Source organism: Streptomyces sp. NBC_00080, assembly GCF_045041255.1.
GTDB lineage: Bacteria > Actinomycetota > Actinomycetes > Streptomycetales > Streptomycetaceae > Streptomyces > Streptomyces coriariae.
The window spans coordinates 7,836,510-7,862,308 of record NZ_CP108235.1; the positions used below are offsets into that span (position 1 = coordinate 7,836,510).

Annotated in this window: 20 protein-coding genes and 1 pseudogene; 13 read left to right on the top strand and 8 right to left on the bottom strand. The window is 73.2% G+C overall.

Translation table 11 applies throughout. The annotated features are described in order from the left end of the window. The first annotated feature begins 262 nt into the window (after nucleotides 1-262). From OHU34_RS35015 to OHU34_RS35030, 4 genes are all read left to right on the top strand, one after another. A complete protein-coding gene (locus OHU34_RS35015) occupies nucleotides 263-1,684 on the top strand; it encodes a HEAT repeat domain-containing protein (protein WP_142269309.1) in 1,422 nt (473 codons plus the stop codon). A gap of 217 nt (nucleotides 1,685-1,901) precedes the next feature. Beyond that, a complete protein-coding gene (locus tag OHU34_RS35020) occupies nucleotides 1,902-3,029 on the top strand; it encodes a glycosyltransferase family 4 protein (protein ID WP_405770077.1) in 1,128 nt (375 codons plus the stop codon). A gap of 14 nt (nucleotides 3,030-3,043) precedes the next feature. After that, nucleotides 3,044-4,276, top strand: coding sequence for a glycosyltransferase (locus OHU34_RS35025; protein ID WP_405772468.1), 1,233 nt, complete (start codon nucleotides 3,044-3,046; stop codon nucleotides 4,274-4,276). Beyond that, complete coding sequence (locus OHU34_RS35030) at nucleotides 4,273-5,259, top strand: SGNH/GDSL hydrolase family protein (protein WP_142269307.1); 987 nt, start codon at nucleotides 4,273-4,275, stop codon at nucleotides 5,257-5,259. Before OHU34_RS35025 ends, OHU34_RS35030 begins: the two co-directional genes overlap by 4 nt. Nucleotides 5,260-5,298: 39 nt before the next feature. Here the strand turns inward: OHU34_RS35030 and OHU34_RS35035 are convergent, their stop codons facing one another. From OHU34_RS35035 to OHU34_RS35055, 5 genes are read right to left on the bottom strand one after another with little or no spacing between them, the layout of a single operon-like run. Further along, entirely contained in the window at nucleotides 5,299-6,168 is an 870-nt protein-coding gene (locus tag OHU34_RS35035) for a biotin-dependent carboxyltransferase family protein (protein ID WP_142269306.1), read from the bottom strand. Further along, nucleotides 6,165-6,800, bottom strand: coding sequence for an allophanate hydrolase subunit 1 (locus OHU34_RS35040; protein WP_230196476.1), 636 nt, complete (start codon nucleotides 6,798-6,800; stop codon nucleotides 6,165-6,167). The genes OHU34_RS35035 and OHU34_RS35040 overlap by 4 nt, the downstream gene beginning before the upstream one ends. Nucleotides 6,801-6,802: 2 nt before the next feature. Then, entirely contained in the window at nucleotides 6,803-7,570 is a 768-nt protein-coding gene (locus tag OHU34_RS35045) for a LamB/YcsF family protein (protein WP_230196473.1), read from the bottom strand. A gap of 20 nt (nucleotides 7,571-7,590) precedes the next feature. Continuing rightward, the gene (locus tag OHU34_RS35050; protein WP_142269954.1) at nucleotides 7,591-8,433 is read right to left on the bottom strand and encodes a putative hydro-lyase; all 843 of its coding nucleotides are present in this window, start codon (nucleotides 8,431-8,433) and stop codon (nucleotides 7,591-7,593) included. An 8-nt stretch (nucleotides 8,434-8,441) separates the two neighbouring features. Then, nucleotides 8,442-9,755 (bottom strand): MFS transporter, encoded by a 1,314-nt coding sequence (locus OHU34_RS35055; protein ID WP_230196474.1) that lies wholly within the window; start codon nucleotides 9,753-9,755, stop codon nucleotides 8,442-8,444. A 169-nt stretch (nucleotides 9,756-9,924) separates the two neighbouring features. Here OHU34_RS35055 and OHU34_RS35060 point away from each other — a divergent pair, with 169 nt between their 5' ends. The 4 genes from OHU34_RS35060 (at nucleotide 9,925) to OHU34_RS35075 (ending at nucleotide 17,976) form a co-directional block, all read left to right on the top strand. Then, nucleotides 9,925-10,626 (top strand): GntR family transcriptional regulator, encoded by a 702-nt coding sequence (locus OHU34_RS35060; RefSeq protein ID WP_405770083.1) that lies wholly within the window; start codon nucleotides 9,925-9,927, stop codon nucleotides 10,624-10,626. A 158-nt stretch (nucleotides 10,627-10,784) separates the two neighbouring features. Further along, a complete protein-coding gene (locus OHU34_RS35065) occupies nucleotides 10,785-12,314 on the top strand; it encodes a hypothetical protein (RefSeq protein WP_142269302.1) in 1,530 nt (509 codons plus the stop codon). A 52-nt stretch (nucleotides 12,315-12,366) separates the two neighbouring features. Then, nucleotides 12,367-13,245 carry a hypothetical protein gene (locus OHU34_RS35070; protein WP_142269301.1) on the top strand — a complete coding sequence of 293 codons (879 nt, stop codon included), beginning with the start codon at nucleotides 12,367-12,369 and terminating at the stop codon, nucleotides 13,243-13,245. A gap of 102 nt (nucleotides 13,246-13,347) precedes the next feature. Beyond that, a complete protein-coding gene (locus OHU34_RS35075; RefSeq protein WP_405770086.1) occupies nucleotides 13,348-17,976 on the top strand; it encodes a hypothetical protein in 4,629 nt (1,542 codons plus the stop codon). 144 nt (nucleotides 17,977-18,120) lie between these two features. Here the strand turns inward: OHU34_RS35075 and OHU34_RS35080 are convergent. Beyond that, nucleotides 18,121-18,414, bottom strand: a pseudogene (locus OHU34_RS35080) (amino acid permease); the annotation flags it as partial. Between the two features lie 177 nt (nucleotides 18,415-18,591). Next, the gene (locus OHU34_RS35085; protein ID WP_142269299.1) at nucleotides 18,592-19,242 is read right to left on the bottom strand and encodes a hypothetical protein; all 651 of its coding nucleotides are present in this window, start codon (nucleotides 19,240-19,242) and stop codon (nucleotides 18,592-18,594) included. A 420-nt stretch (nucleotides 19,243-19,662) separates the two neighbouring features. Between OHU34_RS35085 and OHU34_RS35090 the strand changes: the two genes are divergently transcribed. Genes OHU34_RS35090 through OHU34_RS35110 form a run of 5 tightly spaced genes read left to right on the top strand, consistent with a single transcriptional unit; the run spans nucleotide 19,663 to nucleotide 24,136 of the window. After that, nucleotides 19,663-22,527: a nitrate- and nitrite sensing domain-containing protein gene (locus tag OHU34_RS35090; protein WP_142269298.1), complete on the top strand. Its 2,865-nt coding sequence runs from the start codon at nucleotides 19,663-19,665 to the stop codon at nucleotides 22,525-22,527. Continuing rightward, entirely contained in the window at nucleotides 22,524-22,964 is a 441-nt protein-coding gene (locus OHU34_RS35095; protein ID WP_142269297.1) for a roadblock/LC7 domain-containing protein, read from the top strand. The genes OHU34_RS35090 and OHU34_RS35095 overlap by 4 nt, the downstream gene beginning before the upstream one ends. 9 nt (nucleotides 22,965-22,973) lie before the next feature. After that, on the top strand, nucleotides 22,974-23,369 hold the full coding sequence (locus OHU34_RS35100; protein WP_142269296.1) for a DUF742 domain-containing protein: 396 nt from the start codon (nucleotides 22,974-22,976) through the stop codon (nucleotides 23,367-23,369). Between the two features lie 35 nt (nucleotides 23,370-23,404). Further along, nucleotides 23,405-23,527 carry a hypothetical protein gene (locus tag OHU34_RS35105; protein WP_405770089.1) on the top strand — a complete coding sequence of 41 codons (123 nt, stop codon included), beginning with the start codon at nucleotides 23,405-23,407 and terminating at the stop codon, nucleotides 23,525-23,527. Nucleotides 23,528-23,530: 3 nt separating this feature from the next. Then, nucleotides 23,531-24,136 carry an ATP/GTP-binding protein gene (locus OHU34_RS35110; protein WP_142269295.1) on the top strand — a complete coding sequence of 202 codons (606 nt, stop codon included), beginning with the start codon at nucleotides 23,531-23,533 and terminating at the stop codon, nucleotides 24,134-24,136. A 79-nt stretch (nucleotides 24,137-24,215) separates the two neighbouring features. Here OHU34_RS35110 and glpK read toward each other — a convergent pair whose 3' ends face one another. After that, nucleotides 24,216-25,736 carry a glycerol kinase GlpK gene (gene glpK / locus OHU34_RS35115; RefSeq protein ID WP_230196479.1) on the bottom strand — a complete coding sequence of 507 codons (1,521 nt, stop codon included), beginning with the start codon at nucleotides 25,734-25,736 and terminating at the stop codon, nucleotides 24,216-24,218. Between the last annotated feature and the right edge of the window lie 63 nt (nucleotides 25,737-25,799).

The window sequence follows — 25,799 nt, forward strand, 5'->3', positions numbered from 1 at the left end:
AGGCGGTACAAGGCCGCCGGAAATTTCGGTCGCGGCAGGTAGAACAGCCGGGTCATCATGACGTCGTGATTCACGGACGCGATGGCTGGGCAGGTGTTGCCGCACCGCGCGGGCCGTGACGCGGTCCGCATGGGCCACCGACGAGAGGCAGAGGAAAATGGTCTACAGCAAGCAGGAAACGGCGGGCGCCCCGACGTGTTGTCACGCGGCCAGGTAATGCACGTCCCCGGTTGCGTCGACGCTTGATGTGAGGCTGTTTCCCATGTTCGATCCGGTCATAGCGCCCAGCGGTACGCTGCTCGGCCTGCTCCAGAGGGGGCGCGGCGACGGCACGTTGCACGCGCTCACCGCTCCGCGAGCCGAGGCGCTCGCGGCGCTGAACCACTGTGTGCTGCGGGACCCCCGCCACGACTGGCAGGTGGAGAACCGCTCCCTCTACTACGCCCGTCTCTACCTCGATCTGCACGGCGAGCTGGACGAGATCGAGGCCCACCTCTTCGACGTCGAGGACTCCTTCGACACCGAGGAATCCCGCACGGGCCTGGCCCTGGCCGTCCTCGGCCACCTCGCCTCCTACGGCAGGCGGGAAGCCCTGGCCCTGCTGCGCCGATACGCGGTCTCAGGAGCCAACTGGGCCTGGGCCCTGGACGAACTCGCCCTGCGGGACGACGACGCCGGTCTGCGCGCCCTCGCGGCACCCGTGCTCGCACGGTTCGCCACCGATACCGAGGGCGAGGCCGAACTCGCCGCCGCCGTACGGGACGCCTTCGAACCACGGCCCTGGCGGCTGTGGGCCGAGGATCCCCGCGAGTACGTCTCCACACGCGTGCGTGCCGCTCAGGAGGCCGGCTGTTTCGACCGCTGGCAACGTCAGATGAGTCCGAGCGGACCCCGCCCCGGCTGGAGCGTCCAGGCCGTCTTCGAATGGGCCCAGCAGGGTGTCGAACGCGGAGCCGCGCTCCATGTCCCCGCCGCCCGCTGCCTGTCCGCCGTGGCCGGTCCCGAGGACCGCGCCGAGATCGTGCAGGCGGCCAAGGACGGCACCGAGGGAGCCCGCTGCACGGCCCTGCGCTACCTCGCCGACTTCAACGACCCCGACGCCCTGCTCCTCATCGAACAGGCCATGGCCACCGGCTCGACGCCCGTCGTCGAGGCCGCCGTCGACGCCTTCGAGCGCATGCGCAGCGTCGCCGCCGTGGACCGGGCCCGCGGCTGGGCCCACCGGCCCGACCCCCTGGGCGCCGCGGCCGGCCGCATGCTCGCCTGCCGGGGCGGAACCCAGGACAGCGATCTCGTCCTCGGCGCGCTGCGCGAGGCCGTACGCGGCGAGGGCTGCGACGCGCCGAGCCTGTGGACCCTCGTCGACGGCGCCGGACGGCTCGGCATCGTCTGCGCGGCACCCGTCCTGCGCCATATCTACCGCGAGACGGCCTCGTCCCATCTGCGCGGGCGCTGCGCCCGCGCACTGGCTGCCACCGACCCGTCCTACGCCACCGGCTTCGCCGTCGAGTGCCTCTGGGACTGCGAGGAGGGCACCCGCGAGATCGCCGCCCGGCACGCCGAGACCGGTGACGCCCGGGTCGTGGAGCGCCTGCGCCGGCTCGCCGCAGATCCGGCCGAGGAGGCGGAGGTCCAGACGGCCGTGCGCAGCCGGATCGGACCGGACTCCGCGTCCGCGATGTGACTGTCGGGACAGGCCGCCGCCCGAGGGGAGCCTGGCGGCGGCCGGCCCGGCAGATGAACACCCGATGGCCCGCCGGGCGGACCGGCATGGACGCCGTCCGACCTGCGCGGAACGGGTAGCGCGCCTACGCCCTGCGCAGCGCAACGCTCACGGGACGTTTGTCGTTCGGAAAGATCCACTTTGACGCGTCCACGTCCGGGGCGGCGACAACACGGGTATGCGTGTCGTCATCGTGACCGAATCCTTTCCCCCCGACGTGAACGGCGTGGCCCATTGCGCCTTCCAGACCGCCCGACACCTCGTCGATCGCGGTCACACCCCCGTCGTCGTCGCCCCGGCCACCGCCGCCGGGACCGGGCCGGACGCCGAAGCGCCCTGCCCCGTCGTCCGAGTCCCCTCCCTTCCGCTCCCCGGCTACCCCCAGGTCCGCGTCGCTCTCCCCAGCCGACGCGTCGCCGCCGCCATCGCCGAGCACCGGGCCGACATGGTCCACCTGGCCAGCCCCTTCATCCTCGGCGTACGGGGCATGTCGGCCGCCGCCCGGCTCGGTATCCCCGCCGTCGCCGTCTACCAGACCGACCTGGGCGGCTACGCCCGCACCTACATGGGCGCCGGCGAGGCAGCCGCCTGGCGCCGGATACGGTCCGTCCACGCCGCCGCCGACCTCACCCTCGCCCCCTCCAGTGCGGCCCTGTACGACCTGGACGCGCACGGTGTCCCCCGGGTGAAGCTGTGGCCGCGGGGCGTGGACACCCGCCGCTTCCGTCCCGACCGCCGCGACGAGGCTCTGCGCCGCGCGCTCGCCCCGAACGGCGAGCTGATCGTCGGCTACGTCGGACGGCTCGCCCCCGAGAAGCACGTCGAGCTGCTGTCCGGCGTCTGCGGGCTGCCGGGCGTGCGGGTCGTGGTGGTGGGCGACGGTCCGAGCAGGCCCGGCCTGGAGGAGGCCCTGCCGGGCGCGGTCTTCCTGGGCAACCGCACCGGCGACGAACTCGCCCGGATCTTCGCCTCGCTGGACGTGTTCGTGCACACCGGCCCCTTCGAGACCTTCTGCCAGACCGTGCAGGAGGCCATGGCCAGCGGTGTGCCGGTGGTCGCGCCCGCCGCGGGCGGCCCGCTGGACCTGGTCGCCCAAGGGCGTACCGGCCTGCTCGTCCCGCCCCGGGACGCCGCCGTCGTGCAGGAGGCGGTGGCGGCGCTGGTGGCCGACCCCGCGCGGCGGGCCGCCTACGGTGCCGCAGGGCGGGCCACGGTCGAGGGACGCACCTGGGCCGCCGTCGGCGACCGGCTCATCGACCACTACGAGGACGTGCTCGCCGCGCGTCGACCGGCGGTGGCGGCATGAGCGGCCCCGACGGCATGAGCCGCAGCGACGGCGGCAACGGCCCCGGCCGCCCCACCTCCACGAGTGCCGGGCCGCTGCGGATCGTGCGGCTCGCCAACTTCGTCGCCCCCGCCTCGGGCGGCCTGCGCACGGCCCTGCGCGAACTCGGCAAGGGCTATCGCGCGGCCGGCCACGACCCGGTCCTGATCGTGCCCGGCGAGCGGGAGAGCGACCGTCGGACCGAGCAGGGGCGGGTGATCACCCTGCCGGGGCCGCTGCTGCCCGGCACCGGCGGCTACCGCGTCCTCACCGACAAACGACGGGTCGCCCGCCTGCTGGAGGAACTCGCCCCCGACCGCTTGGAGGTCTCCGACCGTACGACACTGCGCTGGACCGGGAGGTGGGCACGACGGGCCCGGGTTCCCGCCGTGATGGTCTCCCACGAGAGCGCCGACGGCGTCCTGCGCACCTGGGGTGTGCCCGAGGGTGCGGCCCGGCGCGCCGCCGACGCGCTCAACCTCCGCACGGCGCACACGTACGCGCGCGTGGTGTGCACCACGGAGTTCGCCGAGCGGGAGTTCGTGCGGATCGGGGCGCGGAACGTCGTGCGGGCGCCGCTGGGCGTCGACCTCGTCGAACGGCACCCCGCCCTGTACGACGCCGGGCTGCGGGCCCGTCACGCGCGCGAGGACCGGACCTTGCTGGTGATGTGCACCCGTCTGTCCGTGGAGAAGCGGCCCGGCACGGCGCTGGACGCCCTGGAGGCGTTGCTGCGGCGCGGTGCGCGGGCGGTCCTGGTCGTCGCGGGCGACGGACCGCTGCGGCCGCGGCTGGAGCAGCGGGCCCGCGAGCGCGGGCTCCCCGTGACGTTCCTGGGGCATGTCTCCGACCGTGGTGCGCTCGGGGCCCTGCAGGCCTCGGCCGACGTGTGTCTGGCCCCTGGGCCTGCGGAGACGTTCGGGCTCGCCGCCCTGGAGGCCATGGCGTGCGGGACCCCCGTCGTCGCGAGCGCCTCCTCGGCGCTCCCCGAGGTGATCGGCGCCGCGGGGACCACGGCGGCCGACCGGGGGGAGGCGTTCGCGGACGCCGTGGAGAACCTCCTGGAGCGCCCCCTCAGGGCTCGCCGGGAGGCCGCACGCGCGCGTGCGGAGTGCTTCGGCTGGGGTACGGCGGTCGACGCCTTCCTCACGGCGCACGACGCGACGGTGTCGGTGCCGGCCCCGGTGACCGCGCCTGTGCGTCCCTTCGCGCCCGGAGGCCTCGGATGAGACACGTCCGCTTCGTCGCCCTCGGGGACTCGCTCACCGAGGGCGTGGGGGACCCCGTGGGCGGGCGGTGGCGCGGCTGGGCCGCCCTGCTCGCCCAGGGCCTGGTGGGCCAGAACGAAGGCGCCGCGCGGGCGGCGGTGGCCGAGGGGCTCCCAGGGGTCGAGGTGCTTTCGTGGACCACGGGGGCCGAAGGGCTCGCGCGGACCGCGGCGTGCGCGGGGAGCGACGCGGTCGTGGCGCCTGGGGAGCGCGTCGAGTTCATCAATCTCGCGGTCAGCGGCGCGCAGACGCGGGACGTGCTGGAGCGGCAGCTCCCGGCCGGGCTGGAACTGCGGCCCGACATCGTCTCCGTGGTCGTCGGCGTCAACGACACTCTGCGCTGCACCTTCGACATCCATGCCGTGGCCGCCCGGCTCGACACGGTCTACGGCGCCTTCGCCGAGCAGGGCGCGGTCCTGCTCACCGCCTGCCTGCCGGACCCGGGCGGCACCCTCGGGCTGCCCGGGGCTCTCGCCCGGCCGCTGGCCCGGCGGCAGCGCGCGGTCAACGCCGTCGTCCACGCGCTCTCCGAACGGTACGGCGCCGTCCACCTGCACGCCGCGGAGGGCGCCTGGCTGACGGACCGGGCCATGTGGAGCGCGGACCGGCTCCACCCAGGGGAGCGGGGGCACCGGCAACTGGCCTTGCGCTTCCACGCGGTGCTCGCCGAGGCGGGCCTCGCGAACGGCGCCGCGCCCTCGCCCGAGCCCGAGTTCCCGGCGCCGACGGCCTCGGCGAGCCTGTGGTGGCTGGCGACCGCTGGCACCGGCTGGGTGGCCCGGCGCTGCACCGACCTGCTCCCGCAACTGCTCACGCTGGCCGCCGACGAGCTGCGGCACCGCGCGCGGGGGACGAGCGCCCGTCTCGATCTGCGGGCCTCCGCGGCGGTGTCCGCGGCGCTCGCCGCGCTCTCCGTGGCGGAACGGCAGCCGGACGCCGCCTGAAGCCCGGAAGAGCCGAAGCGGAAGGTGTCGGCTTCTGCGTCACCTTCGGCGTACGGCCACGAAGCGGACCGGTGTTCCGGGCACGGCCTGGGCCGCCGCCGCGAGATCGCCCGCGCGGACGACCCCGATCACCGGGTAGCCCCCGGTGGTCGGGTGATCGGCCAGGAAGACCACCGGCCGGCCGGCGGGCGGAACCTGCACGGCGCCCAGGACCATGCCCTCGCTCGCCAGTTCACCGCTGCGCGCCCGCTCCAGGGCGGGCCCCTCGGTGCGCAGTCCGATGCGATTGCTCGCGGAGGACACGAGGAACGTCCGCGAGGTGAAGGCGCGGAGCGCGTCCGGCGTGAACCAGTCGTCCCGTGGGCCGAGCGTCACCCGGAGGACGAGCTCGGCCGGGGGCGCAGCCTGCGGGGCGACGTCCACGCGCGCGTGCGGGACGCGTTCGCGCCCCAGCGGCAGGACGGTGCCGTCCGTGAGCGGTGGGGGCCCGAGACCCGAGAGCAGGTCGGTGGACCGGCTGCCGAGGACCGGCTCGACGATGATGCCGCCGGCCAGGGCCACATAGGTGCGTACCCCGCAGACGGCCGGTCCGATGTCCAGGAGGGTCCCGGCGCGTACCCGCACGGGCGCGCCCCAGGCGACCGGCCGGCCGTCCACGGTGACCCGGCAGGGCGCGCCGCCGACCGCGACGGTCATGTCGGAACGCGGCCTGAGGGCGCAGCCGTTGAGCGTCGTCTCCAGCACGGCCGCGTCGGGCGGGTTACCCACCAGCCGGTTGACGAGGGCCGCCGCGGGCGCGTCGAGAGCGCCGGAACGGGGCACGCCGAGATGCGCGTGCCCCGGGCGGCCCCGGTCCTGCACCGTGGTGAGCGCCCCGGCGCGGACGACGGAGACTGCGCGGTCGCTCATGAGGTGCCCACAGGTCCCGCCGGTCCCATCGGGACGAAGCGCACGCGCGTGCCCGGCGACAGCAGCGCGGCCGGCACGCGCGTGTGGTCCCAGAGCACCGCGTCCGTACTGCCGATCAGCTGCCAGCCGCCCGGCGACGAACGTGGGTACACACCTGTGTACGGCCCCGCCAGCGCCACCGCACCGGCCGGCACGGCGGTGCGTGGGGTGGCCCGGCGCGGCACGTCGTAGCGCGGAGGCAGGCCGGTCAGATAGCCGAAGCCGGGCGCGAACCCGCAGAAGGCGACCCGGAACTCGGTGACCGCGTGGATGCGGGCCACCTCCGCCTCCGGGACGCCCCAGTGGGCGGCGACCTCGGCCAGATCCGGGCCGTCGTACCGGATCTGGATCTCCACGGCCGCCTGTTCACGCGGGGGAGCCGGCGGTACGTCGGACGCGGCCAGCTCGGACGCCAGCCGACCGGGGTCGGTCAGACCGTTCAGGAGGACGGTCCGGGCCGCCGGGACGATCTCGCGGGCGCTGAGCAGGCCCGCCCCGCGGCGACGCAGCAGCTCCGCGTGCAGTGCCTCGGCCTCCGCGCCCGACGTCACCTCGACGAGCAGGGCGTCGTCGCCGACGGACAGCACGCGCACGCTCATACGAAGGCCTCCACCCGTACGCCCGACTCCTCCAGTCCACGCCTGACCCGGCGGGCCAGCTCCACCGCGCCGGGCGTGTCGCCGTGCAGGCACAGAGAACGCGCGCGTACGTCGATGGACGATCCCGCCTGGGATGTGATCTGCCCGATGCGAGCCAGCCGCACCGACCGTTCCACGACGGCGTCCGGGTCGGTGATCACGGCCCCGGCCCTCCCACGAGGGACGAGCGTGCCCTTCTCGGTGTAGGCGCGGTCGGCGAAGGCCTCGGGGACGGCCAGGAGCCCCGCCTCCCGGGCCCGCTCCAGCAGGCGCGAGCCGGCCAGCCCGAGCACGGGCAGCGCGGCATCGGCGAGGAGCACCCCGTCGATCACCGCGCCGGCCTGCTCCTCGTCGTGCACGACCCGGTTGTGGAGCGCGCCGTGCGGCTTCACGTACGCCACGCACGCGCCCGCCGCCCGGGCGAACACCTCCAGGGCGCCGATCTGGTACGCCACCTCGGCGGCCAGTTCGGCGGGCGGCACGTCCATGGCGCGCCGCCCGAACCCGGCCAGGTCCCGGTAGGAGACCTGCGCGCCGATCATCACGCCCCGCTCGGCCGCCAGGTCGCACACCCGCCGCATGGTGATCGCGTCCCCGGCGTGGAAGCCACAGGCCACGTTGGCACTGCTGACGACGGACAGCAGTTGTTCGTCATCGGTCAGCTGCCAGCGGCCGAAGCCCTCGCCGAGGTCGGCGTTCAGATCGATCGCGGTCGTCGCGGTCATGGTTCCTTCGTATCTCCTTCTCAAGCCACGCGGTACTGCTCGTCGCGGGCGTCGGTGAGGAACATCTGTCCCGGGGCGTGGGTGAGGGCGAACGGCGGGCGCGAGGCCATCACCGCGGCCTGCGGGGTCACACCGCAGGCCCAGAACACCGGGATGTCGTCCGGCGCGGCTTCCACCGGGTCGCCGAAGTCGGGCCGGCCGAGGTCGTCGATGCCGAGTCCCGACGGATCGCCGCAGTGTACGGGGCCGCCGTGCACCGCCGGGAGCAGGCTGCTCTCCCGGATGGCTGCCGCGAGGTGCTGCGGCGGCACCGGACGCATGGACACCACCATGGGGCCGTGCAGTCGCCCCGCGGGCCGGCACCGGCGGCTCGTCACGTACATCGGGACGTTGCGCCCCTGCTCGACGTGCCGGATCGGGACGCCCGCCCCGGACAGCGCCCACTCGAAGGTGAAGCTGCACCCGATGAGGAACGACACCAGGTCGTCACGCCAGTAGGCGCGCACGTCCGTCGGCTCGTCCACCAGTTCCCCGTCCGCCCAGACCCGGTAGCGCGGCAGATCGGTGCGCAGGTCGGCGCCCTCGGCGAGGACGGTCGTCCAGGAGCCGGCGTCCGTGACGTCGAGGACGGGACAGGGCTTGGGGTTGCGCTGACAGAACAGGAGCATGTCGTACGCCCAGTCCGCGGGCACCGAGATCAGGTTGACCTGGGTGTGGCCGCCCGCGACCCCGGCCGTGGGGCCGGCCAGGCCCGCCCGGAAGCGGGCCCGGGCGGTGGCGGGGCTCCACGCGTGCGCGTGCTCGTCGAGCAGGGTGACGGGACGGTCGTCGGCGAGGGGCGGACGGCTGTCCTGCGTGAGGATCGGACGGTTCACTCCAGTTCCTTCCCGCGGGTCTCCGGCAGCCCCAGCAGAGCCAGGGCGGCGATGGCGTAGCCGATCGCGCCGAACACCAGCGCGCCGCCCACGCCCCAGCTGTCGGCGAGGAACCCGACCGTGGTGGGGAAGACGGCGCCCACGGCGCGGCCGGTGTTGTAGGTGAAGCCCTGTCCGGTGCCGCGCAGGGCCGTCGGGTACAGCTCGCTCAGGTAGGAGCCGAAGCCGCTGAAGATCGCCGACATACAGAACCCGAGCGGGAAGCCGAGCACGAGGAGCAGGGTGTCCGCGCCGCTCGGGATGTTCGCGTAGGCCAGGATGCACACCGCGGACAGCAGGGCGAACAGCCAGATGTTGCGGCGCCGGCCCAGTCTGTCGGTGAGATAGCCGCCCGTGAGGTAGCCGAGGAAGGCCCCCGAGATCAGGAAGGTCAGATAGCCGCCGGTGCCGACCACCGACAGGCCCCGCTCCGATTTCAGATACGTCGGCACCCAGGTCGCCAGGGTGTAGTAGCCGCCCTGCACACCGGTGGAGAGCAGGCCCGCGAAGAGCGTGGTCCGCAGCAGCGGCCCTTTGAAGATCGCCGGGAACGAGCCCTTCTCGGCGCTCTGCTCACGGGCGGCCGTGGCCTCCGGCGCGTCCTGCACCCGGCGCCGCATCCACACCACGAGCAGCGCGGGCAGGGCGCCGGTCCAGAACATCACGCGCCAGGCGACGTCGTCGCCGAAGAACGAGAAGACCAGCGTGTACGCCACTACCGCGAGGCCCCAGCCGACGGCCCACGAACTCTGGATCGCGCCGAGGGTGCGACCCCGGTGCTTCGCGCTCGCGTACTCGGCGACCAGGATCGCGCCGACCGCCCACTCGCCGCCGAAACCGAGGCCCTGGAGGGACCGGAAGACCAGCAGCGTCTCGTAGCTGGGCGCGAAGCCGCAGGCGACGGTGAAGACCGCGTACGTGATCACCGTGATCATCAGGGCCCTGACCCGGCCGATCCGGTCGGCCAGCACCCCCGCGACGGCGCCGCCGATCGCCGAGGCGACCAGGGTGACGGTGGTGAACAGGCCGGTCTGACCGCTGTCCAGGCCGAAGTAGGCCGCCAGCGCGACCATGCTCAGCGGCAGCGTGAAGTAGTCGTAGGAGTCGAGGGCGTAGCCGCCGAACGCGCCGGCGAAGGCGCGGCGGCCGCGCGGACCGAGGGCCCGCAGCCAGGCCAGAGCGCCGTCGTCGGGAGCGGTGCCGGAGGCGGGAGCGGAGGCGGCGGGGCGGGTGTCGGTGGCCGGCGTCCGGGATGGAGGGGGCGTGCTCATGGGGCACCTCGCTGAGGGAGGACGGAGGGTGCGGGGACTGAGCTGTGCCGTGCGGAGGCGGTCGCCGCGGCGGGGACGGGCGGTGCCATGAAAGGAAGGTAGAGGATCGTTGAACGATCCTTCAATACCCACGTTGTTTCGTTCTCGTGTCTGCGGTTGAATTCCCGGCATGGCAGAGCAGCTGGCGGGACTGGCCGACGATCGCGCCCTCCTGGGCCGCACGAGCACGGCCGAACGGGTTTCGGACATCCTCAGGAGCCGCATCGCCGAGGGCTACTTCCCACCCGGGACACGGCTGTCGGAGGACAGCATCGGCGGGGCGCTCGGCGTCTCCCGCAACACGCTGCGCGAGGCGTTCCGGCTGCTCACCCACGAGCGCCTGCTCGTCCACGAGCTGAACCGGGGCGTGTTCGTCCGGGTCCTGACCGTCGAGGACGTCGAGGACATCTACCGCACGCGCGCGCTCGTCGAGTGCGCCGTCGTACGCGGGCTGGGAGAGCCGCCGTACATGCTGGACGGCCTCCGGGCGAGCGTCACCGAAGGACAGGTCGCGGCCGTCGAGAGTGACTGGAAAGGACTGGGCACCGCCAACTTCCACTTCCACCGCGAACTGGTGGCCCTGGCCGGAAGCGTGCGCACCGACGAGCTGATGCGCAGCGTCTTCGCCGAGCTGCGCCTCGCCTTTCACCTCGTCGACGAGCCGCGCAAGCTGCACGAGCCCTACCTCCAGCGCAACCGCCAGATCCTCCAGGTCCTGGAGGCGCAGGACACGGAGGAGGCCGAGCGGCTGCTGGCCGTCTACCTGGCCGACTCGTCGGAACGCGTGCTCGAGGCCTACCGGCGAAGGGTCGAGGGCGACAGCACCCCATAGCGACGCGGGTCTGCATCGATGTGCGGCTCCGCCGCGCGGACTCGACCGGCTCCCGCCGGCCCGCAGCCGGAGAACGACCCGCGGTCGTCCGGCCATCCCGCCGGAGGCGATCCGCGCCGTTTGGGTCGATGTCAGACCGAGGACCTAGTCTGTGCACCGTGACTTCGCCTGCGTCGACGGACCGTGTTCCGCCCCAGCTCAGCGCGGCGCCGCGCCCCGCACCGGGCCCGGCGGCCGACGAGGGGCTGGCGCGGCGCCTGCGCGCGCTCGCCTGCACCGCGCCGATCCACGACCTCGACGCCCGCAAGGCCAACCTCGCCGGTGAGTACTCGGTCTACGGCATGGCGGAGATCGCCCTCGCCGCCATCGACCTCGTCACACTCAACATGGACTTCGACACCGGAGCCGACCACGACCAGATAGTGGCCCGCCTCATGCCGCGCATCGCCGCGCAGGCCCCGCGGCGGCCCGTCGCCGAGCACGAGCGGGTGGCCCGCTGGGTGCTGGAGAACCTGATCAACGTCGGCAGCGTCGACCGCGGCTTCCGCGCCGCGTACGGCACGTTCGCGCCGGACGGCACGTATGTGCGCCGCGACTACGACTTCAAGCTGATCGAAGAGGTCCCCGGCTACGGCGGCGCGGTCTACCTCCGCACGACCGACGAGGCGGTCAACGTCCTCGTCGGCGCCCTCGACACCGACGTCACCAGCGCGCAGATCGCCGCCGAGGTCAAGCTCGAGGTGCTCATCCGGCGGGGCCGGCTCGCCGACGCCCAGCTGGCCGCCGAACAGGCCCGCTACCGCACCGTGCAGTACTCGGAGACCCTGCGCCGCGCCCTGGAGGCGACCCGGCGCAACGTGCGCGCGGTGGACTGGCTCAACGCCGTCCCCGACATGATCGCCGAGGCCCTCGACCACGTCGCCGACCGCTACCGCCACGAGAACGCGATCCTCACCAACATCCGCAAGGCACGCGACGAGATCGAGGACGCGGAGAACAAGCGGCGGGCCGCCGAGCTCGTCGACATCGTGAAGGACTGCATCCGCCGGCACACCCAGTTGCAGTCCCGGCTGCTGGAGGCCGGCCCGCTGTTCCGGGCCGAGCAGGACCGCCAGGCCTTCGCCACGCCCATGACCTCGTCGGGGATCGACCTCTACGGGCACCTCGTCACCCCCGTGCTGCCGCTGCCGCTGGAGCAGGCGGTCCGGGTCACCGACGCGTTCTTCGCCCACGGGACCGGATTGCGCACACCGGTGTCGGTGCGCGTGGGCGACCTCGTCGACCTGCTGCTGACTCCGCCGGTGGAGCGGGAGCACCTGGGCGCGGAGATGCCGGAGCCGGACCTCATCGCGACGCCGGACGACAGCCGGTTCAGCGAGGAACAGCTGGCGATGGCCAAGGAGCTGCTCGATCTGCCGGCGGACGCGCCACGACGGCTGTCGGGACTGCTCGAGGAGGCGCGGGCCAAGGACGGCGAGGAACTGGCCTATCTGGTGGCTCTGCTGGCCGTGCACGCCGCCAGCCCGGCCGTGGGCACCGCCTACCGCCAGGGCGAGGAGAAACTGCTGTTCGCCGTGGACGACGGCAAGGAACTGGACGACCCGGGGTTCGGCGGAGCCGATCTCATCGTCGGCACCGCCCTGCTGGACGCCGCGGGGATGGCGGCGGACCGCACGGAGGCGGCATGAGCCGGGTCGGGAACCGAGTGGACGAGCACGAGAACACCAAGGAGCCGAAGCTGTGACCGAGCAGGTCGAGTGGAGCGACACGGAGGCCCCCGCCCCGGCGGCGAACGCCGCCGTCACCCCCGCCGACGCCGCCGACGCGGCGCGGCTCGTCGCCTTCGGGCTGATGCCCAAGCTGCAGCCCGCGCGGGACCAGGAGTACGCCGAGCTGCTGCGGCGGTACCGGGAGGACCCGGCGTTCGCGCGGCTCGCCGACGCCGTGGCCACCGGGCTCGGGCTGATCGTGCTGGAGGTCTCCCCACGCGCGGGGATGGCGGTGACCGCAGCCGAGGACTCGGTGTTCGCCGTGCGGATGGGGGACTACGCGCGTCGTACCTCCGCCGACGGCGGCGACCGGTTCCTGCACGGGCTCGCGCACCTCTCCGTCGCCGCGATGGCGTTCCCCCGGCCCGAGGACCTGGCCGACGACGGCTACATCGGCCGGGTCAGCGTCAACGGAGTGGACGCGTTCGTACGCCAGGCCTGCCGCCGGCTGGAGGAGCGGGCGGACGAGCAGGGCGAGAACACCGACCCCGCCACCGACGCGCCCGGCCTGGAGGCCGCCTGGCGGATCTGGGCCAGACGCAGCTCCACCGGCGCCACCAAGGACGCCCGCAGACTCGCCGGTTCGACGACCGGCATCGTCGGCAAGGCCGTCGCGTTCCTCACCGACTCCGGCTTCCTCCAGCGGACCGGTGACGAAAGCGGCGGTACCTACCGGACGACCGCCCGCTATCAGCTCCAGGTGCGTGACATGGCGGGCGGTGCCGCCATGGCCGAGCTGCTGGAGCTGGGCGTCGTCCCGGTCACCGACGGCTCTCCGACGCTGCTGCCGGCCGAGGAGACCGAGGACCTGGACCTGGTGGCCGACGCCGGCCTGCCGTTCCACTCCTGAAGCTACCGAGCTACCGAGCTACCGAGCTACCGGGCCTTCGGGCCCCTGAGCTTCTGAAGCGCCTTCCCTCCCCGATCTGCCGAAGACTTACGAGAGTCCGCCATGTACGAGCTGTCCCGGGTCCGCCTCTACTCCATCGGGCCTGCCGGTGCGCGCTACGCCGACACCGTGCTTGACCTGCGGGGCGTGGGCGACATCGTGCCTGACCCCGCCCCCACTCAGGCGGAGTTCTTCGAGGAGGAGCCGGTCGGCCCGCCGCGCCGGCCGGCGCCCGCGGGCGTGCTCTTCCTGGAGAACGGCGGCGGCAAGTCCGTCCTGCTCAAGCTGATCTTCTCGGTGATGCTGCCGGGCCACCGCAACACGCTCGGCGGCGCCAGTTCCGGCGTACTCCGTAAGTTCCTGCTCGCCGACGACTGCGGACACGTGGCACTGGAGTGGCAGCACGTGCTCACCGGCGAGTGCGTCGTCGTCGGCAAGGCGAGCGAGTGGCGCGGGCGGCAGGTGTCCAACGATCCGCGGAAGTTCGCGGAGGCCTGGTACTCGTTCCGGCCCGGGCCGGGGCTCAGCCTGGACAACCTGCCCGTCGCCGAGTCCACCGCCGTCCGCCCACCCGTCGAGGGCGCCTCCGGCGCGCAGGGGCGGCGGCGCACCATGAAGGGGTTCCGGGACGCCATCACCGAGGCGGGGAAGGCGTATCCGCATCTGGAGGTGCACTGGGAGGAGATCCACGACCGGTGGATCGAGCACCTGGGCGAGCTGGGCCTGGACCCCGAACTCTTCCGCTACCAGCGGGAGATGAACGCCGACGAGGGCGAGGCCGCCGGCCTCTTCGCGGTCAAGAAGGACTCCGACTTCACCGACCTGCTGCTGCGCGCGGTGACCGACACACGGGACACCGACGGGCTCGCCGACCTGGTCAGCGGCTTCGGCAACAAGCTGGGCCGCCGCGCCGAGCTGATCGCCGAACGGGACTTCACCGCCGGTTCGGTGGACCTGCTCGGGCGGATCGTCGAGGCCGCCGAGGCGCGGGCACGCGCGCGGGACATCCACGCCGGCGCCGAGCGCCGCACCCGCGCGCTGGCCCGGCGGCTGTCCTCGCGCGGCCTGCGGGAGAAGGCACGGGCCGGTGATCTCGCCCAGCGGGTCACGGCCGCCGCCTACGCCGTCACGCACTCCGAGAGCGCGCGCGAGCGCAGCGCGCTGATCGCCGCCGAACTCGCCTACCGTCATGCCTCGTTGGCGCTCGCCGGCGCCGAGAAGTCCGCCGCCGCGCAGAAGCGCGAACTCGCCGACGCCCGCACCCTGCACTCCGCCTGGCAGGCCGCCGAGGCCGTGCTGCGCCATCGCGCCGCCGCCGACCGGGTCGCGCGCGTCTCCGCCGCGATCCAGGAGGCCGAACGCGACGCCGCCCCCGCGCTGGCCGCCCGCGCCAGGGCCGCCGTCGACCTCGTCCGGGCCCTGCACGCGGCCGCCGAGAACGCCGAGGCCCTCGCCAACGAGGAGGAGGAGCGCTCGGCGGCACTCCAGGAGGTCGGCGAGTCCGCACACCGGGACTCGACGTCCGCCGCCACCGACGCCCAGCGCGCCCGCAGCGAGGTCGGCCACCTGCGCCAGCGCCTCGCCGAGGTCGAGCAGGAGACCGCCGAGGCCGTACGCGCGGGCTGGCTCGACGACAGCGCGCCCGACGCCGACCCCGCCCGCGCGGCCCTCGCCGCCAGCGACGCCGAGAAGACCGCCGTCGCCGCCTGGGACACCGCGCGTGACGCCTCACGCCGGGCCGCCGAGCACGCGCGCGAGGCCGCCTCCGCGGAGTCCCGCGCCGAGCTCACCGCGGCCCGGGCCGCCGACGCGGCGACGGCCGCGCACCGCTCCCACGAGGCCGAGCTGCGGCTCGCCGAGTCCCTGGCGGGCGAGGAACGGCTCGCGGAGCTGCTCGGACTGACCGGCGGCGCCCGCCCGCGGATCCCGCAGCCACGGCAGAACGGCGAGCCGGACGACGGCTCCCTGCTGACCCCCGAGGACCTGGACCGCTGCGCCGACGAACTGCGTGATCTCCTCGACGACGCCGTCTCCTCCGCCGAACGGCAGCTCTTCGAGCTGCGGACGGCGGCCGCCGACGACTCCCGCATCCTCGGCGCGCTCGGTGACGGGGGACTGCTGCCGCCCGGCCCGGACGTGCTGGCCACGGTCGAGTTCCTCGGCGAGCACGGCATCCCTGCCCTGCCCGGCTGGCGCTACCTCGCGCAGGCCGTCGACCCCGCCGACCACGCGCGCGTGCTCGCCGCGCGGCCCGAACTGGTCGACGGCGTGATCATCACCGACCCCGCCTCGCACGCGCGCGCGCGGGAGGCTCTCGGTGAAGCCGCGCTGCTGCCCCGTTCGGCCGTGGCCGTCGGTACGGCCGCCGCCCTGCTGGCGCCCACCCCGGCGGCCGACGCGCAGAGCGCAGACGTCTTCCTCGTCCCGCCGAACCCGGCCATGCACGACGAGCACGCCGCCGACGAGGAACGGCAGGCGCTGCGTGCGCGGGCGACCGAGCGGGACGACGACATCCGCCGCCTCGCCGCGCGGCTCGGCAAGGACCGGGAGCTGGCCGCCCGGCTGTCCTCGTGGCGTACCGGCTGTCCCGCCGGGCGGCTCACCGAACTGGCCCGGTCCGCCGGGGAGGCGCGCGCGTTCGCCGAGGAGTCCGAGGCCGAGCTGTCCGAGGCACGGACCGCGCGCGCGGAGGCCGACGAGATCGCCGCCGAGGCGGCCCAGGTGCGCGACGAGCGCCAGGAGGCCGCGCAGAAGGCCAGGCGAGCCGCCGACGCCCTGGCCGGCCTCGCCTTCCGGCTGCGCGAACGCGCCGGGTGGCAGGTCAAGGTGCGCGAACTCGCCGACGAGGCCGCCGAGTCGGAGGCCCGCGCCCAGACCTGCCTGGAGCGCGCCCGCGCCGCCGACGAGGACCGCCGCGGCGCCCAGCGCGCCGCCGACGACGCCCGCCGCACCGCGCGTGCGCTGCGTGCCGAACGCGCCGAGATCGCCGGCGCCCCCGACGACGTACCGGAAGGCGGGACGGACGCGTCCGGGGCGTCCCTGCCCGCCCTCCGCGAGGCCTACCGGGCGGCTTCCCAGCTGTACGAGAAGGTCGGCGTCGGCGCGGACCTGCGGGCCGAGCAGGCCCGCGCGGAGAGCGACGAGAGCGGGGCCCGCACCGAGCTGGACCGGCTCAGCAACAAGGTCCGCACGCGCGCGGAGCAGTTGCTCCAGTCGCCCGACGGCTCCGACGGGCCGTCCCGGCAGGCCGCCGCCGCCCGTGCGGAGGAGTTGGTGCAGCTCCTGGAGACCCGTGTGTCCACCGCGAGCGAGCAGCTCGGGCGGCTGCGCGGCGAGACCGAGCGGCACGCCCCCGAGGACGGCGGGACCCACACCGAGCTGCCCGAGGAGCTCCAGCCGCGCGACGCCGAGCACGCCCAGGCGCTGCTGCGCACCGCGACGACCGAACTCGCCTCCCGCACCGAGGCGTTGAGCCGGTCCCGCGAGGCCCACGCAGAACTCCTGGCCGACCACCGCGCCGCCGAGGACGCGGCCGGCGGCTTCGACGAGATCGCCGCGATGCTCCGGGACCTGCTGCGCGAGCACACCCCCGAGGAGGAGCAGGAGGAGGCGGAGCCCTACCCCGGCACCCCGGAGGAGGCCCGGCAGTCGGCCGCCGAGGCCCGCCGCTCGCTGCGCGGCTGCGCCGCCGACCTGTCCGCCGCCGAGTCCGCCGTCCGCGAGGCCAGTGACATCCTCGTCCGGCACGCCAACTCCACGCGCTACGAGCAGGTCCGCACCCCGGCCCGCCAGCAGATCCGTGAGCTGCCCGCCGCCGCGTTGCCCGAGCACGCGCAGAAGTGGGCGAACGCCTTCGCGCCCCGGTTGCGTGTCCTGACCGACGAGCTGGAGCAGCTGGAGCGCAACAGGGACTCGATCGTGGACCGGCTGCGCGGGCTCGTCGAGTCCTCGCTCGCCACCCTGCGCTCGGCCCAGCGGCTCTCCCGGCTGCCCGAGGGACTCGGCGAGTGGTCCGGCCAGGAGTTCCTGCGCATCCGCTTCGAGGAGCCCGACCAGAGCACCCTCACCGAGCGGCTCGGCGAGGTCATCGACGAGGCGACCCGGGCCGCCGTGAAGAAGAACTCCGATCTGCGGCGCGACGGCATGTCACTGCTGCTGCGCGGGGTCGGCGCGGCCCTTCAGCCCAAGGGTGTCGCCGTCGAGATCCTCAAGCCGGACGCCGTACTGCGGGCCGAGCGGGTCCCCGTCGGTCAGATGGGCGACGTTTTTTCCGGTGGACAGCTGCTCACCGCGGCCATCGCCCTGTACTGCACGATGGCGGCGCTCAGGAGCAACGACCGGGGTCGCGACAAACACCGGTACGCCGGCACGCTGTTCCTCGACAACCCCATCGGGCGCGCCAACGCGACCTATCTGCTGGAGCTCCAGCGCGCCGTCTCGGACGCCCTCGGCGTGCAGCTCCTGTACACCACAGGGCTGTTCGACACGACGGCGCTGGCGGAGTTCCCGCTGGTCATCCGGCTGCGCAACGACGCCGACCTGCGGGCAGGCCTGAAGTACATCAGCGTCGAGGAACACCTCCGGCCGGGTCTGCCGCAGCAGGCCCCGGCCGGAGAAGGCGATGCGGTGCAGGTGCGCAGCGAGATCACGGCGACCCGGATGTACAAACGGCCCGCGCCGAACGCCGGTTGATCAGCTCTTCGTCAGGCGGTGGTCCTGGAGGACACCGGTCCGGTGCCGCTGCACGACCCAGCAGTAGGCGAAGCCACCGCCCGCGATCACGGCGACGAACAGGACGGCCCCCCACCGGAGGTACCGGTGGAAGGGTGCCGCCGCGTTGTAGACCGAGGACCTCGCGACCGGATAGCGGGCGGCGAGCTCCGCGAAGCACAGGGCGACCGCGAACTGGCCGACGAACACCATCGGCCAGGACCACCAGTAGGCGGGGCCACCGCTGCCGTAGCCGAAGTGGAAGAGCTGGAGAGTGCCGGTCAGGATCGAGATGTAGCTGCTGCCCGCGGCGAAGGTGTGGAAGTTGCCCAAGGTCCGCTTGAGCTCGGGCCGGTAGCCGAACTCGGCGAGCTCGACGTCGTCCTGCCGAGGGCCTGGTGGATGCTCGGCCGTCGTCATGGGCGAACTCCCGGTGCTCGTGAGGAGTCCAGCACACCACCAGGGCGATCGGCCCGCGAGATCGTCGTCGGCCGAGTCCGTTCACAGGTCCCGAAGATCTGCGCTCACCGCGTGAACGGACGCGGCCCGACCGGGAAACCCGTCATGGCTCCCCCGGCCGGTGCCGCGCCGAGCGCCTCAGGAGTGGGACAGCTGCCCGGTGCCGCCCTGCCGGCGTATCCGCTCCTGCGCGCGCTCGGCGGCCTGAGCCTGTCGACGCAGCCGACGGCGCTCACGGCGCAGTGAACGCGCGGTGCTGCTGGGCGTCGACACCACGCCGTTGCGCTGGTTCCACACCTGCCGGGTCACCCAGACGTCCAGCGCGCCCCAGGTGGCCAGCACCGTGCTGACCACGCTGCTGATCACCATCGGGAACGCCAGCCAGGATCCGGCCAGGGTGCACAGGAAGGCGACCATCGCCTGTATCAGTGTCACGGCGATGACCAGCACCGCGCGCACCGCCGCCGTACGCACCGGGTCGGGCATCCGACGCCGCCGCGCGGGCTCCTCCACCCACAACGGGCGGTAGACCGCCCGCGCTTGTGCCGTGGCGGACGTACCGCGGGTGTCGCCCCCGCCGGTCCGCCGGACCTGCTGCGCCGTGTCCCCGGCTCCCGCGGGGGTGCCGCGGCCCGTCGACCCGCGCCGGTCCGGCGCGCTCTCGCTCCGCTCCGCTGTCACGTGCTCGTTCGCCGGAATGTCGCGGTCGGATGCCTCGGGATCCCGCAACGCCGTACTGCCCGCCGCCGCGCTCTCCTCGGGCGCCTCACGCCGCTCCGCCGTGCCCATCACTGTGTCACTCCCCACCGCCAGCAGACCGCTCGCCTCCGAGTCGAAGACCCGGCTCCCCAGTGGCTGCCCGGCTTGCGCTGTTTTACGCCGCCCAGGTGCGGCAAACGGCTCGTGTGGCCGATTCCGCCCCCAATTCCCAATGAGTAGGACGAACGACGTGCCCCGAAGATTCCCGAGTTGCGAAAAATTCTGGCCAACTCGTGTGCACGACCGACCGGATCCGGCCGGGTCCACAGGAGCGGATTCGGGGAGACAATCTCCCGTAATTACCGGACAACACGCCATGTCTCGCCCCCGGGGCGGAAGTTCAGCTTCCGGACAGCTCTTCGAGTTCACTGTGCGTCGGTAGTAGGCTCGCGCCGTTTGTTGACGCACATGCGTACCCCCTGCCGGAGGGGGTTCGAGCTGGGGGAGGCCATGCGCTTTCGCGGGAAGTCGATCCGCCGGAAGATCGTGGCGCTGCTTCTCGTGCCGCTGGTGTCCCTGACCGCCGTCTGGGGCTTCGCCACGGTACTCACGGGACGCGAGGCGAGCCGCCTGTTCACGGTGTCGTCCCTCGTCGAGAAGGTCGGCTACCCGATCGAGGACACCGTCCGCGTCGTTCAGCAGGAACGCCGCCAGGCCCTCGTCTACCTCGCCGACCCCCGTGCCTCCGACGCGCTGTCGGCACTGCGCCGCACCCGGACCGCCACCGACAAGGCAGTCGCCGAGATCCGCGTGAACGCCCAGGACCCCGACGTGCGTGACGTCCTGGACCAGGACGACGGGGAAGGCCTGACCGCGGTGCTCGACGCCTTCGACGGCGTCGACTCGCTGCGCCGGAGCGTCGAGGAAGGCACCGTCACCCGGGCACAGGCCCTCGCCCTCTACACCCAGCTGATCGACCCCTGTTACGCCCTGCTGGCCAAGCTGGACGTCGTCGACAGCGTGGAGATGGACAAGCAGTACCGAGCGCTCGTCAGCGTCGCCCGAGCCCGCGAACTGCTCTCCCAGGAGGACGCCCTGCTCGGCTCCGCCCTGGTCGTGGGCCGGCTCAGCCGCGAGGAGATCCGCGACGTCTCCGACCTGGAGGCCCAGCGGGAGGTGGTCTACGAAGTCGGCCTCGTCCAGCTGCCCACCGCGGAGCGCGAGCGCTACGAGAGCTTCTGGAAGAACGCCACCACCGCCCCGCTGCGCACCGTCGAACAGGCCGTCGTCGGCACCACACCCGGCGGCATGCCCCGGGGCGTCAGCGCCAAGAACTGGGACACCGCGGCCGGAAACGTCCTCCTCGAACTCGGCACCCTGGACGATCAGGCCAACGACCGCTACCAGGACCGGGTGCGCCCGGTCGCGATCGAGGTCATCGTCAAGGCGGTCGTCGCCGGTGTCTTCGGGCTGGTCGCCCTGCTGGTCTCCCTGGTCCTGTCCGTACGTATCGGCCGTGGCCTCATACGCGACCTGCGCCAGCTCCGGCTGGAGGCCCACGAGGCGTCCGGGGTGCGGCTGCCCAGTGTGATGCGCCGCCTGTCCGCGGGCGAGCAGGTCGACGTGGAGACCGAGGTACCGCGGCTGGAGTACGACAAGAACGAGATGGGCGAGGTCGGCCAGGCCCTCAACACCCTCCAGCGCGCCGCGGTCGAGGCCGCCGTCAAACAGGCCGAACTGCGGTCCGGGGTCTCCGAGGTCTTCGTCAACCTCGCCCGCCGCAGCCAGGTCCTGCTGCACAAGCAGCTGACCCTGCTCGACACCATGGAGCGCCGCACCGAGGACACCGAGGAACTCGCCGACCTCTTCCGCCTCGACCACCTCACCACCCGCATGCGTCGGCACGCCGAGGGCCTGGTGATCCTCTCGGGCGCCGCCCCTTCCCGGCAGTGGCGCAGGCCCGTGCAGCTCATGGACATCGTGCGCGCCGCGGTCGCCGAGGTCGAGGACTACGAACGCATCGAGGTCCGCCGGCTGCCGCGCCTCGCCGTCACCGGCCCGGCCGTCGCCGACCTCACCCACCTGGTGGCCGAACTCCTGGAGAACGCCACGGTGTTCTCCCCGCCGCACACCGCGGTCCAGGTGTTCGGCGACCGGGTCGCCAACGGCTTCACCCTCGAGATCCACGACCGCGGCCTCGGCATGGCACCCGAGGCTCTCCTGGAGGCCAACCTCCGGCTCGCCGAGACACCGGAATTCGAGCTGTCCGACACCGACCGCCTCGGGCTGTTCGTGGTCAGCCGGCTCGCCCAGCGGCAGAACGTCCGCGTCTCCCTGCAACCGTCGCCGTACGGGGGGACGACGGCCATCGTCTTCATCCCCGACGCCCTGCTGACCGACGACGTCCCCGACACCAACGGCATCGGCTTCCGGCTCGACCGGCCCCGGCCCCCGAAGGAGGCCGACCCCGCGGAGCCCCGCAGGACCGCCCTCTCCCCGGCCTCGATGCAGCTTCCCGGAGTGCCGGCCTCGGTGCTCGACGGACCGGTCGAACTGGAGGCCCCCGTCGGCCTGGACGCCCTCGGTGACTTCCCGGCCACCCTGGACGAGGACGACGACGGCGGTGGCCTGTTCCGCCCGCGGCGCTCCCTCACCCGCGCCGAGGACGAGCCGGCGGCGGACACCGTCGACCAGCACCGCAGGCTGCCCGACAGCCCCGGCGAACCGCACGGGCCCCTCGCCGACGATCCGGCCGGTCGCCGCATGCCCAAGCTGGTCAGCTCGCACGGCCGCCCGGTCCCGGAACAGCGGCCCCGTCGTGCCGAGACGGACCCCGAGTCCCCTGCCAGGCCCGGCCCCCGCCGGGTGGAGAACGACGGCCCGGCACCGCTGCCCTCGCGCCGCCGCGGCATGACGGCGCAGATCCCCCGCAACGGTGGCACCACCGAGCGCCCCGCGCCGCAGGAACGTCCCGGTCGCGGCGCACAGGAGCCGGCCCGGCCTCCCGCCCTTCCCCAGCGCACGCGACAGGCCACGGCCCGGCCCGGCGTCCCCGGCGGCACCACCGAGGGCGCGGACACCACGTCCGGCAGGTCCGGCGACACCGCGTCCGGCAGGACGGACGGCAGCGGGTCCGGCGCGGGTGCGCTGCCGCGGCGCGTACGGCAGGCGAACCTGGCCCCGCAACTGCGGCAGGGTCCGGCCCCGCGCACCGATGACCGAGCCGACCCCGCGGACCGGGACGCCGACGAGGTACGCAGCCGGATGGCCTCGCTCCAGCGCGGCTGGCAGCGCGGTCGCGTAGAGAACGCCGCGGGCGACGACGCCCACAGCGGCGCAGCACCACAACGAACGACAAAGGGGGACGGTCGATGACCGCACCGAAGACGACCGGCCACAGCGCCACCACCACCAACAACGGCGAGCTGAACTGGCTCCTCGACGAACTCGTCGACCGCGTCGCCAGCATCCGCAAGGCCGTCGTCCTCTCCGGCGACGGTCTGCCGACGGGGGTGTCCAAGGACCTGAGCCGGGAGGACGGCGAGCACCTGGCCGCCGTGGCCTCCGGGTTCCACAGCCTGGCCAAGGGCGTCGGCCGTCACTTCGAGGCCGGCAGCGTCCGCCAGACCGTCGTCGAACTCGACGACGCCTTCCTGTTCGTCACGGCCGCGGGCGACGGCAGCTGCCTCGCCGTCCTCTCCGACGCCGACTCGGACGTGGGGCTCGTGGCGTACGAGATGACGCTCCTCGTCAAGCGGGTCGGCGTACATCTGGCCACCACCCCACGCACCGATCTGCCCTCCGGCGGGTAGTGGGATGGCATGAGCACAGACGGTCGGGGAAGCAGTCACTGGTTCGACGACGAGGCCGGACCGGTCGTCCGTCCGTACGCCATGACGCGCGGCCGTACCTCCAGTGCGGTCCAGCACCGTCTCGACCTGATCGCGCTGGTCGTCGCCGAGCCGCACGCCGAGGAAGCGGACTCGGACCCGTCGTTGTCGCCGGAGCACGTGGACATCGTGGACCTGTGCCGCGAAGCACCGCAGTCGGTCGCCGAACTCGCCGCCGAACTCAATCTGCCCATCGGGGTGGTACGGGTCCTCGTCGGCGACCTCGTGGACGCGGAGTTCGTCCACGTGAACCGGCCGGTACCTCCTGCCGAACTGCCGGACGAGAGTATTCTGCGCGACGTGATCAACGGCCTCCGGGCGCTGTGAGCAGCGCGGAAGTGAGGTGAGGACGTGACCGGTCGGTGGTTCGCGGGGACCCGGACAACGCCCTCGTCCACAGCGTCGCGCGCCGCCCGGACGTCCGGCTGCCCACGCACGGACCGCTGTCGGAGAACCCCCAGTCAAGCATCCAGCAGGAGAAGTGATCGATGATCTTCGGGCGTTCTGAGCGCGGCAAGCCCCCGGTCGAACCCGTCACGCTCAAGATCCTGGTGGCCGGCGGCTTCGGCGTGGGCAAGACCACCCTCGTCGGGGCGGTCAGCGAGATCAAGCCGCTGCGTACCGAGGAGTACCTCACCGAGGCGGGCCGCCCGGTCGACGACACGACCGGCGTGGAGGCCAAACACACCACCACCGTCGCCATGGACTTCGGGCGCATCACCCTGCGCGAGGACCTGGTGCTCTACCTCTTCGGGACGCCCGGTCAGGAGCGGTTCTGGTTCATGTGGGACGAGCTCTCCGAGGGCGCGCTCGGTGCCGTCGTGCTCGCCGACACCCGCCGGCTCGAGGACTGCTTCGCAGCGGTCGACTACTTCGAACGGCGCTCCATACCCTTCCTCATCGCCGTCAACTGCTTCGAGGGAGCCGACCGTTACCCGGAGGAGGACGTCCGCGGCGCTCTGGACCTCGACGACGACATACCCGTGGTGCTGTGCGACGCCCGCGACCGGAGATCGGTGAGGGACGTCCTGGTCGGCGTCGTGCAGCACGCGATGGACTTCGGGGCCGAACGCCGCCAGGCGATCACCACCTGAGACGCCCGCGCCGTGACACGGCCCGTACCCCCGCCGACAGGGGTACGGGCCGTGGCTCACGGGGAGGTACGCGCGCGTACTAGCCTTCGCCGTCCTCCAGCCAGCCGAAGCTCTTCTCCACGGCCTTGCGCCAGTTGTGGTACTCGCGGTCCCGTACCGACGCGTCCATCGACGGAGTCCACTCGGCGTCCTTCTGCCAGTGCGCCTTGAGCTCGTCGAGGTCGTTCCACACACCGACGGCGAGCCCCGCGGCGTAGGCCGCGCCCAGACAGGTCGTCTCGGACACCCGGGGGCGGATCACGGGCACGCCCAGCACGTCCGCCTGATGCTGCATGAGCAGATTGTTCTTGGTCATGCCCCCGTCCACCTTCAGGGTCGTGATCTGTACCCCGGAGTCCTGGAACATGGCGTCCACGACCTCGCGCGTCTGCCAGCTCGTCGCCTCGAGCACCGCACGCGCGAGATGCCCCTTCGTGACGTACCGGGTGAGCCCGGTGACGACACCACGCGCGTCGGAGCGCCAGTACGGCGCGAACAGCCCCGAGAAGGCGGGGACGATGTAGGCGCCGCCGTTGTCGTCGACGCTCGCGGCCAGGCTCTCGATCTCGTCCGCCGTACGGATGATGCCGAGCTGGTCCCGGAACCACTGCACGAGCGCACCCGTGATGGCGATCGAGCCTTCCAGGCAGTAGACCGGCGCCTCACTGCCGATCTTGTAGCCCATCGTCGTCAACAGCCCGCTCTTCGAAGGCACCGGCCGGTTGCCGGTGTTGAGCAGCAGGAAGCTGCCCGTCCCGTAGGTGTTCTTCGCCGTGCCCACCTCGTAACAGGCCTGGCCGAACACCGCCGCCTGCTGGTCGCCCAGCGCCGAGGCGACCGGCACGCCGCCGAGTTGGCCCACGGCCGTGCCGTACACCTCGGCGGAGGACCGGATCTCCGGCAGCACGGCCTCGGGCACGTCCATCGCGGACAGGATGGAGGCGTCCCACTGGAGGGTCTCCAGGTTCATCAGCATGGTGCGCCCGGCGTTGGTGACGTCGGTGACGTGCCGGCCGCCGTCGACGCCGCCGGTGAGGTTCCAGATCAGCCAGGAGTCGATCGTGCCGAAGGCGATCTCACCACGTTCGGCGCGTGCCCTGAGACCCGGCACGTTGTCCAGCAGCCAGGCCGCCTTGGGCCCCGAGAAATAGCTGGCCAACGGCAGCCCGGTCTGCTCGCGGAAACGGTCCTGCCCGTCGGATCCCCCCAGCCGGCCGCACAGTCCCGCGGTGCGGGTGTCCTGCCACACGATCGCGTTGTGCACCGGCTTGCCGGTGGCGCGGTCCCACAGCACGGTCGTCTCGCGCTGGTTGGTGATCCCGAGAGCGCTGATCTGGTCGGCGCGCAGCCCGGCCTTGGCGATCGCCCCGGCGACCACGGCCTGCACCTTGGACCAGATCTCGGTGGCGTCGTGCTCCACCCAGCCGGGCTTGGGGAAGATCTGACGGTGCTCGCGCTGGTCGACGGCGACGATCGCGCCGTTCCGGTCGAAGACGATGCAGCGGCTGGAGGTGGTGCCCTGGTCGATCGCGGCGACGTACTTCTCGGCGTTGTCCGTCATGGCTACCCCTTGAGCTGGTTCGGAAGGCTGCGTGGATGACTGCGGCGGCGGTCGGACGGCGCT